We start from the raw sequence: 9325 nt of genomic DNA on the forward strand, positions 1-9325 counted from the left end.
CACCTCTTAGAATTGCAAGCCAGCTTCACGGGCTGCGTCGGCCAGAGCCTGGACGCGACCGTGATAACGGTAACCTGAGCGGTCGAATGCGACCTTCTCAACACCCGCCGCCTTGGCACGTTCAGCGATCAGCTGACCGACCTTTTTGGCGGCTTCCACGTTACCGGTTGCACCCTGGCGCAGGTCCTTATCCAACGTGGAGGCAGTGGCCAGCACTTTGCTGCCATCTGCAGACGTAACCTGGGCATACATATGACGCGGTGTACGGTGCACGCACAGACGGTCGGTACCCAGCTCACGGATCTTCATGCGCACTTTGCGCGCACGACGCAGTCTTTCGTTATTTGCGCTCATAGTCCCGCCTTATTTCTTCTTGGCTTCTTTGCGTCTGACCTGCTCATCCGCATAACGCACACCCTTGCCTTTGTACGGCTCGGGCGGACGGAAGGCGCGGATTTCCGCAGCGACATGGCCAACCTGTTGCTTGTCGATACCGCGAATCACGATCTCCGTGTTAGACGGAGTCTCGGCGGTAACACCCTCGGGCAGCTCATATTCAACCGGGTGAGAAAAACCCAGTGTCAGGTTGAGCTTCTTACCTTGCGCCTGCGCACGATAACCGACACCGATCAGCTGAAGCTTGCGCTCCCAGCCAGCCGAAACGCCGGCAACCATGTTGCTGACCAAAGCGCGAGTTGTACCAGCAAGAGCGCGGGACTGTTTAGCACCGTCGCGAGCTGCAAAACGCAGAAGGTTTTCTTCCTGCTTAACTTCTACAGCCTGGTGAATAGTGAACTGAAGCGCTCCCTTGGAACCCTTCACATTAATTTCCTGTCCGTTCAGCTTGACCTCAACACCGGAAGGCAGCACGACAGGATTATTGGCAACCCTGGACATGTGATTCTCCTAGAATACGGTGCAGATGACTTCGCCACCCACGCCTGCAGCTCGTGCAGCGCGGTCTGTCATTACGCCCTTGGACGTAGAGACAATGGCAACCCCAAGACCACCGGCTACTTTCGGCAGTTTTCCTGAACCTTTGTACTGGCGCAGGCTCGGACGGCTTACACGCCGGATCTCTTCAATAACCGGCTTACCGCCGAAGTACTTCAGAGTGATGGTCAGCTCCGGCTTGGCGTCGGCTGAAACGGAGAAGTCTGCCACGTAGCCTTCGTCCTTCAGGACCTGGGCTACGGAGACCTTCATCTTGGACGACGGCATCGTTACGTCTGCTTTCGACGCCATCTGAGCGTTACGGATACGCGTAAACATATCCGCAAGCGTGTCTTGCATACTCATATGAATGAGGCTCCTGATCTTTTTAGTTGTGCAGCGGCTTGCCGCACCGCTTACCAACAGGCACCTGACCGAAGTCAGGCGGCCTATCTTACCAGCTTGCCTTGGTCAGGCCCGGAACGTCACCGCGCATGCCGTATTCACGGAGTTTGATCCGTGACAGCTCAAACTTGCGCAGAACGCCGTGGGGACGACCAGTCACCTGGCAGCGATTACGAAGACGCGAAGGAGAGGAATCGCGGGGAAGCTGCTGGAGCTTCATCTGCGCATCCCAACGGTCGTCGTCGCTGGTATTCGGGTTTTTGATAATTGCCTTGAGCTCGGCGCGCTTGGCAGCATACTTCGCTACCAGCTGCTCGCGCTTTTGCTCACGGTTTTTCATTGAAACCTTCGCCATGTCACTCGTTCCTTATTTCTTGAACGGAAAGCCAAATGCTTTCAACAGTTCGCGACCTTCGTCATCGGTACCGGCAGAGGTGGTGATGGTGATATCCAGCCCGCGGATCTTGTCGACTTTGTCGTACTCGATCTCAGGGAAGATGATCTGCTCACGCACACCCATGCTGTAGTTACCGCGACCATCGAAGGATTTCGGGTTCAGGCCCCGGAAGTCACGAATGCGGGGAACCGCAATGTGCACCAGGCGATCAAAGAAATCCCACATGCGCTCACCGCGCAAGGTCACTTTACAGCCAATTGGCCAACCTTCACGAATTTTGAAACCCGCGACGGACTTGCGAGCCTTGGTGACAACCACTTTCTGACCTGCCAGGCGCTCAAGATCCGCCACAGCATTTTCAATCAGCTTCTTGTCACCTACCGCTTCGCCAACACCCATGTTCAGGGTGATTTTTTCGATACGCGGCACCTGCATCACGTTCTTGTAACCGAACTCTTTCTGCAGGGCGGGTACCACTTCCTTAGTGTACTGCTCTTTCATGTTAAGCATCGTAACCACCACCGCTTACTGGTTATCGACAGCTTCGTTCGTGGACTTGAAGATCCGCACTTTGGTGCCGTCTTCCTTGATCTGGAAGCCAACACGATCGGCTTTGCCGGTCTGCGGATTAAAAATAGCCACGTTCGAAGCCTGGATAGGCGCTTCTTTCTCGACGATACCACCCGGGGTGCCGAGCATCGGGTTCGGTTTGGTGTGCTTCTTCATCATGTTGATGCCAGAAACAAGCACGCGACCGTCGTCCAAAACTTTCAGGACTTTACCACGTTTGTCTTTGTCTTTCCCCGTGGTGACGATTACTTCGTCATCTCGTTTGATCTTTTTCATAACCGGCCTCTGGTCCTTTAAAGTACTTCGGGTGCCAGTGAGATAATCTTCATGAACTTCTCGTTGCGCAGCTCACGGGTAACCGGTCCGAAGATACGGGTACCAATGGGCGCGTCCTGGTTGTTCAGAAGTACCGCCGCGTTACCGTCAAAACGGATCAGCGATCCATCCGGACGACGCACACCCTTACGGGTACGTACTACAACAGCCTTGAGGACCTGGCCTTTCTTCACCTTGCCGCGGGGGATGGCTTCCTTGACGGTTACCTTGATGATATCCCCAACGCTTGCATAACGTCGGTGCGATCCGCCCAGGACCTTGATGCACATAACCTGGCGTGCACCACTGTTATCCGCGACTTCAAGCATAGTTTCAGTCTGAATCATGGTTTTTCTCCGGGCGAATTACACCTTGGAAGCGCGTTCGGTAACTTCCACCAGAGCCCAGCTCTTGGTCTTGGAGACCGGACGCGTTTCCTTGATGGTTACGATGTCGCCGATGTTGCACTGATTGCTTTCATCGTGCGCATGGATCTTGGATGAGCGCTTCATGTACTTACCGTACAGAGGGTGTTTAACCTGACGCTCAACCAGGACCACGATGGACTTGTCCATCTTGTTGCTCACGACCTTGCCGCTCAGAGTTCTGGCAGTTTGGGTAGCTTCGGTCATGTCACTGTCCTGCCTTTTCATTCAATACTGTTTTCACGCGAGCAATGTCACGTTTCACCCCGCCGAGAAGGTGAGACTGATTCAGCTGACCTGTCGCCTTACGCATGCGCAGGTTGAACTGCTCCTTCAGGAGGTCGATCAGCTCTTTGTTCAGCTCCTCGACTGACTTTTCACGCAGCTCTGTTGCTTTCATCACATCACCGTCCTCTTAACAAAGGTGGTCTGTACCGGCAGTTTGGCGGCAGCCAGAGTGAAAGCTTCGCGGGCGATTTCTTCGCCAACGCCTTCCATCTCATAAAGCATCCGGCCTGGCTGAATTTCAGCCACCCAATACTCGACAGAACCTTTACCTTTACCCATACGTACTTCAAGCGGCTTGCCTGTGATCGGCTTGTCCGGGAATACCCGGATCCAGATCTTACCGCCCCGCTTGATGCGGCGAGTCATGGTACGACGCGCAGCTTCAATCTGACGCGCTGTTATACGGCCACGACTGGTCGCTTTCAATCCGTATTCACCGAAGCTCACCTTGTTGGCGCGGTGAGCAAGGCCGGTGTTACGGCCTTTCATTACCTTGCGGAATTTGGTGCGTTTTGGTTGCAGCATACGAGTGCCCCTTTACTTAGAACCTTTCTTCCCAGAGGCTTTCTTGTCAGCACGGACCTGCTCCATACCACCAAGAATCTCACCTTTGAAGATCCATACCTTAACGCCGATAACGCCGTAAGTGGTGTGCGCTTCATAGGTTGCGTAATCAATGTCTGCACGCAGTGTGTGCAGAGGAACACGACCTTCGCGATACCACTCGGAACGTGCGATTTCAGCACCCCCAAGACGACCACCTACCTGAATCTTGATACCCTTGGCGCCCTGACGCATAGCGTTCTGAACCGCGCGCTTCATGGCACGACGGAACATCACTCGACGCTCGAGCTGACCGGCAACGTTTTGCGCTACCAGGCGTGCATCCAGATCCGGCTTGCGGACTTCCTCGATGTTGATGTGCACAGGCACACCCATCATGTCGCTGACTTCACGACGCAGACGGTCAACATCTTCACCCTTTTTACCGATAACAATACCGGGGCGGGCAGTATGGATCGTGATCCGGGCATTCTGAGCCGGGCGCTCGATCACGATCTTGCTGACAGACGCCTTAACCAGACGCTTGTCAAGGAACTCGCGAACCTGAATATCATTCAACAGGTTTTTCGCGTAGTCCTTTTTATCGGCATACCACACTGAGTTGTGCTCTTTGATCACACCCAGGCGAATGCCGGTTGGATTTACTTTATGACCCATCTGAGCATCTCCTACTTGTCGGCGACCTTGACGGTGATATGACAGGTGCGCTTGAAAATACGGTCAGCGCGCCCCTTGGCTCGAGCTTTGATTCGCTTGAGCGTTGGGCCCTCATCCACCATAACGGTGGAAACCCGCAGATCATCTACGTCCAGACCTTCGTTGTGCTCAGCGTTGGCAATGGCAGACTCAAGAGCTTTCTTGATTACTACCGCCGCCTTCTTAGGGCTGAAAGTCAGAATATTCAGGGCGTCCTCAACAGCCTTGCCGCGTACCTGGTCGGCAACAAGACGTGCTTTCTGAGCTGAGAGGCGAGCGCCCTTGTACTTGGCTGCTACTTCCATTTCTATTACCTCAGAATCAGCGTTTAGCTTTCTTGTCGGCTGCATGACCACGATAAGTACGCGTTGCCGCGAACTCACCCAGTTTATGTCCTACCATATCTTCGGTGACATAAACCGGCACGTGTTGCTTGCCGTTGTGGACTGCGATGGTCAGGCCTACCATCTCTGGAAACACTGTTGACCGACGGGACCAGGTTTTAATGGGCCGCTTGTCGTTGGATTCCAGAGCTGCCTCGACCTTCTTCAACAGATGCAGGTCTATAAAAGGACCTTTCTTTAAAGAACGTGGCACAGCAATTACCTCTATGTAGTCGTTTACTTGGCCGAACGACGACGTACTATCATCTTGTCAGTACGCTTGTTCTTACGAGTCTTATGCCCTTTGGTCGGAACACCCCACGGAGTAACCGGGTGACGCCCGCCAGAGGTACGCCCTTCACCACCACCATGCGGGTGGTCAACTGGGTTCATAGCAACACCACGTACTGTTGGCCGTTTGCCGCGCCAACGTGATGCACCCGCTTTACCAAGCTGCTTGAGGCTGTGCTCGCTGTTGGATACTTCACCCAGCGTTGCACGGCAATCTACAAGCACCTTACGCATTTCACCTGAGCGCAGGCGGAGAGTGGCATAGGCCCCTTCCCGTGCTACCAGCTGTACGGATGCGCCCGCAGAGCGAGCCAGCTGAGCACCTTTGCCAGGCTTGAGTTCGACGCAGTGAATCACGGAACCGACCGGAATATTCCGGAGCGGAAGCGTGCTGCCAACCTTGATCGGCGCGTCGATTCCAGAGCGCACAGGGTCACCGATCTGCATGCCCTTGGGAGCGATAATGTAACGACGCTCACCATCGGCATACTTCAACAGTGCAATGTGCGCAGAGCGGTTCGGATCGTATTCCAGACGCTCAATGACCGCCGGAACACCATCTTTAGTCCGCTTGAAATCAATAATACGGTAGTGCTGTTTGTGACCACCACCAACATGACGGGTAGTAATGCGGCCAGCATTGTTACGACCACCCGACTTGCTTTGAGATTCAACCAACGGTGCGTAAGGGCGCCCTGTGTGCAGGTCAGGGTTGTAAAGCTTTACAACGTGACGGCGTCCGGCAGATGTTGGTTTGGTTTTGACGATCGGCATATTACGACCCCTTTACCTTATTCCACATCCAGAAAATCGATGTCCTGACCTTCAGCCAGCTTTACATAAGCCTTACGAATGTCATTACGCTTGCCGAACCCGCGGATAGTGCGCTTAAGCTTACCCTTACGGTTCAGAACCTGAACACCTTCTACGGTAACGTTGAACAGCTGTTCAACGGCCTTCTTGATCTCGGGCTTGGTTGCGTCAGGCGCTACACGAAAAACAACCTGACCACGCTCTGCCGCCAGAGACGCTTTTTCCGATACGTGCGGCCCCAGCAGGACCTTGTAGATACGTTCCTGATTCATCCCAGCATCTCCTCGATCTTCTTCAGAGCGGGAACCGTCACCACGACCTTCTCAAAGGCAACCAGGCTTACCGGATCCAGACCGGAAACATCACGCACATCAACGTGCGGAACGTTACGGGAAGCCAGGTGCAGGTTCTGCTCTACGCTTTCAGAAAGGATCAGGGCATTAGAAACACCCAGACCGTTCAGCTTGGCAGTGAAGACCTTGGTTTTCGGGGCGTCGATACTGATATCGTCAACCACCACCAGACGCTCCTGACGAACCAGCTCAGAAAAAATAGAGCGCATGGCCGCACGGTACATCTTACGGTTAACCTTCTGCTCGAAATCACGCGGCTTGGCGGCAAAAGTAACACCACCGGAACGCCAGATCGGGCTACGAATCGTACCCGCACGGGCACGACCGGTACCCTTCTGACGCCAGGGCTTCTTACCACCGCCACTGACTTCGGAACGCGTCTTCTGGGCTTTGGTTCCCTGACGGCCAGCTGCCATGTAGGCAGTCACAACCTGATGAACCAGAGCTTCGTTAAAATCTTTGGCAAACGCAGCGTCGGAGACAGAGATTTCCTTGCCGCTACCAGTAATTGTCAATTCCATCGAACCGCTCCTCAGGCTTTAACTGCAGGCTTGATGACAACATCGCCGCCAGTTGCGCCAGGTACGGCACCACTTACCAGCAGCAGGTTGCGCTCGGCATCGACACGGACAATCTTCAGGTTCTGCACAGTCACCTGCGCGTTACCCATTTGACCGGCCATTTTCTTGCCCTTGAACACCTTGCCCGGGGTCTGGTTTTGACCAATCGAACCCGGCGCACGGTGGGACAGGGAGTTACCGTGGGTAGCATCCTGCATAGAGAAGTTCCAGCGCTTAACACCGCCCTGGAAACCTTTACCCTTGGAAGTACCGATAGCGTCGACAACCTGGCCATCTTCAAATACAGAAACGGTCAGCTCGCCACCAGAGGCCAGGTCTTCACCTTCACCATCTGCCAGCCGGAATTCCCAGATACCACGACCAGCCTCAACACCCGCTTTCGCGAAATGCCCTGCGGCGGCCTTGGAGACACGAGAGGAGCGACGGGAGCCGACTGTCACCTGAACAGCACGATAACCATCACTTTCGAGAGTCTTGAGTTGGGTAATGCGGTTAGGCTCAACCTCAATTACCGTGACAGGCAGCGCCTGTCCATCTTCCGTAAAAATACGGGTCATACCGGCCTTACGACCGACAACACCAATTGCCATGTTTCACCTCTTAAGTGTACGGGGCTTACACCCTCTATGGCCTATGACAGTTACACACACTAATACCGGGAGGTATTAGCCGAGGCTGATCTGAACGTCTACACCTGCTGCCAGGTCCAACTTCATCAGAGCATCCACTGTCTTCTCCGTCGGCTCAACAATGTCGAGCAGACGCTTGTGGGTACGAATTTCGTACTGATCGCGCGCGTCTTTGTTGACGTGCGGAGAGATCAGAACGGTGTACTTTTCCTTGCGCGTAGGCAGAGGAATAGGACCACGCACCTGAGCGCCGGTCCGCTTGGCGGTATCGACAATCTCTTGCGTGGACTGGTCGATCAGGCGGTAATCAAACGCCTTCAACCGGATCCGAATTTTTTGGCTTTGCATGATGCACCAAACTCCACTCGTAGCAGCTACTTGTTAGCCAGCCTTCAAAAAAAGGAGCCGCATTGTATGCATAATACCCAACCCTGTCAACAGCGATACCATTGACAGTGACGGGATACACTTACGACCCAAACAGAAAAAGGGGCTGATAAAACCAGCCCCTTTTCCCTGATCAATCGATACGATTACTCGATGATCTTGGCGACCACGCCGGCACCAACGGTACGACCACCTTCGCGGATCGCGAAGCGCAGGCCATCTTCCATGGCGATCGGAGCGATCAGGGTAACAACCATTTTCACGTTGTCGCCCGGCATTACCATTTCAACACCTTCCGGCAGTTCGCAAGAACCGGTTACGTCAGTGGTCCGGAAGTAGAACTGCGGACGGTAGCCCTTGAAGAACGGAGTATGACGACCGCCTTCTTCTTTGGACAGTACGTACACTTCACACTCAAACTTGGTGTGCGGCTTGATGGAGCCAGGTACACACAGAACCTGACCACGCTCTACGTCGTCACGCTTGGTACCACGCAGCAGGGCACCAATGTTCTCACCGGCACGACCTTCGTCCAGCAGCTTGCGGAACATCTCAACACCAGTACAGGTTGTCTTGGTGGTATCGCGGATACCCACGATCTCCACTTCGTCACCTGTTTTGATGATGCCACGCTCAACACGACCGGTCACAACCGTACCACGACCGGAGATAGAGAAGACGTCCTCGATAGGCATCAGGAACGGCTGATCGATCGCACGCTCCGGCTCAGGAATGTAGTCATCCAGAGCTTCTACCAGCTTCTTAACAGCGGTAGTACCCATTTCGTTGTCGTCTTTGCCTTCCAACGCCATCAGCGCAGAACCGGTGATGATCGGAGTGTCGTCGCCTGGGAAGTCGTAGGTGCTCAGCAGATCGCGAACTTCCATCTCGACCAGCTCCAGCAACTCCTCGTCATCAACCATGTCAGCCTTGTTCAGGAACACAACGATGAACGGTACGCCAACCTGACGGGACAGCAGGATGTGCTCACGGGTCTGCGGCATGGGGCCGTCAGCGGCAGAACAAACCAGGATCGCGCCGTCCATCTGGGCAGCACCGGTGATCATGTTCTTTACGTAGTCAGCGTGACCCGGGCAATCAACGTGGGCGTAGTGACGGTTCGGAGAATCGTACTCAACGTGCGAAGTCGCGATGGTGATACCACGCGCACGCTCTTCCGGTGCGTTATCGATCTGATCGAAAGCACTGGCAGAACCTGTACCCCAAACTTCGTGGCATACACGAGTCAGAGCAGCGGTCAGAGTGGTCTTACCATGGTCAACGTGACCGATGGT

At 54.4% G+C, this 9325-nt stretch carries 19 protein-coding genes; all 19 read right to left on the reverse strand.

What is annotated here, in order from left to right; all coding sequences use genetic code 11:
- Positions 1-6: 6 nt before the first annotated feature.
- Positions 7-354: a 50S ribosomal protein L18 gene (gene rplR, locus C7H09_RS14350; protein ID WP_106763858.1), complete on the reverse strand. Its 348-nt coding sequence runs from the start codon at positions 352-354 to the stop codon at positions 7-9.
- Positions 355-363: 9 nt separating this feature from the next.
- Entirely contained in the window at positions 364-897 is a 534-nt protein-coding gene (rplF, locus tag C7H09_RS14355; protein ID WP_106763860.1) for a 50S ribosomal protein L6, read from the reverse strand.
- A 9-nt stretch (positions 898-906) separates the two neighbouring features.
- On the reverse strand, positions 907-1299 hold the full coding sequence (rpsH, locus tag C7H09_RS14360; protein WP_106763862.1) for a 30S ribosomal protein S8: 393 nt from the start codon (positions 1297-1299) through the stop codon (positions 907-909).
- Between the two features lie 88 nt (positions 1300-1387).
- A complete protein-coding gene (gene rpsN / locus C7H09_RS14365; RefSeq protein ID WP_022989790.1) occupies positions 1388-1693 on the reverse strand; it encodes a 30S ribosomal protein S14 in 306 nt (101 codons plus the stop codon).
- A 12-nt stretch (positions 1694-1705) separates the two neighbouring features.
- Positions 1706-2245, reverse strand: a complete 540-nt coding sequence (rplE, locus tag C7H09_RS14370) for a 50S ribosomal protein L5 (protein ID WP_106763865.1) — start codon at positions 2243-2245, stop codon at positions 1706-1708.
- 15 nt (positions 2246-2260) lie between these two features.
- Positions 2261-2581, reverse strand: a complete 321-nt coding sequence (gene rplX, locus C7H09_RS14375; protein WP_011784253.1) for a 50S ribosomal protein L24 — start codon at positions 2579-2581, stop codon at positions 2261-2263.
- Between the two features lie 17 nt (positions 2582-2598).
- Positions 2599-2967: a 50S ribosomal protein L14 gene (rplN, locus tag C7H09_RS14380; protein WP_106763867.1), complete on the reverse strand. Its 369-nt coding sequence runs from the start codon at positions 2965-2967 to the stop codon at positions 2599-2601.
- An 18-nt stretch (positions 2968-2985) separates the two neighbouring features.
- Positions 2986-3252, reverse strand: coding sequence for a 30S ribosomal protein S17 (gene rpsQ / locus C7H09_RS14385; protein WP_106763869.1), 267 nt, complete (start codon positions 3250-3252; stop codon positions 2986-2988).
- Between the two features lies 1 nt (position 3253).
- Entirely contained in the window at positions 3254-3445 is a 192-nt protein-coding gene (rpmC, locus tag C7H09_RS14390) for a 50S ribosomal protein L29 (protein ID WP_106763872.1), read from the reverse strand.
- Positions 3445-3858 (reverse strand): 50S ribosomal protein L16, encoded by a 414-nt coding sequence (gene rplP / locus C7H09_RS14395; RefSeq protein ID WP_106763874.1) that lies wholly within the window; start codon positions 3856-3858, stop codon positions 3445-3447. Before rplP ends, rpmC begins: the two co-directional genes overlap by 1 nt.
- A 12-nt stretch (positions 3859-3870) precedes the next feature.
- Complete coding sequence (gene rpsC, locus C7H09_RS14400) at positions 3871-4554, reverse strand: 30S ribosomal protein S3 (protein ID WP_011784249.1); 684 nt, start codon at positions 4552-4554, stop codon at positions 3871-3873.
- 11 nt (positions 4555-4565) lie between these two features.
- Entirely contained in the window at positions 4566-4898 is a 333-nt protein-coding gene (rplV, locus tag C7H09_RS14405) for a 50S ribosomal protein L22 (RefSeq protein ID WP_008940674.1), read from the reverse strand.
- A 16-nt stretch (positions 4899-4914) separates the two neighbouring features.
- Entirely contained in the window at positions 4915-5190 is a 276-nt protein-coding gene (gene rpsS / locus C7H09_RS14410; RefSeq protein WP_106763876.1) for a 30S ribosomal protein S19, read from the reverse strand.
- A gap of 23 nt (positions 5191-5213) precedes the next feature.
- A complete protein-coding gene (gene rplB / locus C7H09_RS14415; protein WP_106763878.1) occupies positions 5214-6041 on the reverse strand; it encodes a 50S ribosomal protein L2 in 828 nt (275 codons plus the stop codon).
- A 17-nt stretch (positions 6042-6058) separates the two neighbouring features.
- The gene (gene rplW, locus C7H09_RS14420) at positions 6059-6352 is read right to left on the reverse strand and encodes a 50S ribosomal protein L23 (RefSeq protein ID WP_008174862.1); all 294 of its coding nucleotides are present in this window, start codon (positions 6350-6352) and stop codon (positions 6059-6061) included.
- Positions 6349-6954 carry a 50S ribosomal protein L4 gene (gene rplD / locus C7H09_RS14425; protein WP_106763881.1) on the reverse strand — a complete coding sequence of 202 codons (606 nt, stop codon included), beginning with the start codon at positions 6952-6954 and terminating at the stop codon, positions 6349-6351. The genes rplW and rplD overlap by 4 nt, the downstream gene beginning before the upstream one ends.
- An 11-nt stretch (positions 6955-6965) precedes the next feature.
- Complete coding sequence (gene rplC / locus C7H09_RS14430; protein ID WP_106763883.1) at positions 6966-7604, reverse strand: 50S ribosomal protein L3; 639 nt, start codon at positions 7602-7604, stop codon at positions 6966-6968.
- Between the two features lie 75 nt (positions 7605-7679).
- The gene (rpsJ, locus tag C7H09_RS14435) at positions 7680-7991 is read right to left on the reverse strand and encodes a 30S ribosomal protein S10 (protein ID WP_004580743.1); all 312 of its coding nucleotides are present in this window, start codon (positions 7989-7991) and stop codon (positions 7680-7682) included.
- 185 nt (positions 7992-8176) lie between these two features.
- On the reverse strand, positions 8177-9325 hold a 1149-nt coding region (gene tuf, locus C7H09_RS14440; RefSeq protein WP_106762247.1), incomplete at its 5' end, for an elongation factor Tu.

It is taken from the genome of Marinobacter fuscus, assembly GCF_003007675.1.
Lineage (GTDB): Bacteria > Pseudomonadota > Gammaproteobacteria > Pseudomonadales > Oleiphilaceae > Marinobacter > Marinobacter fuscus.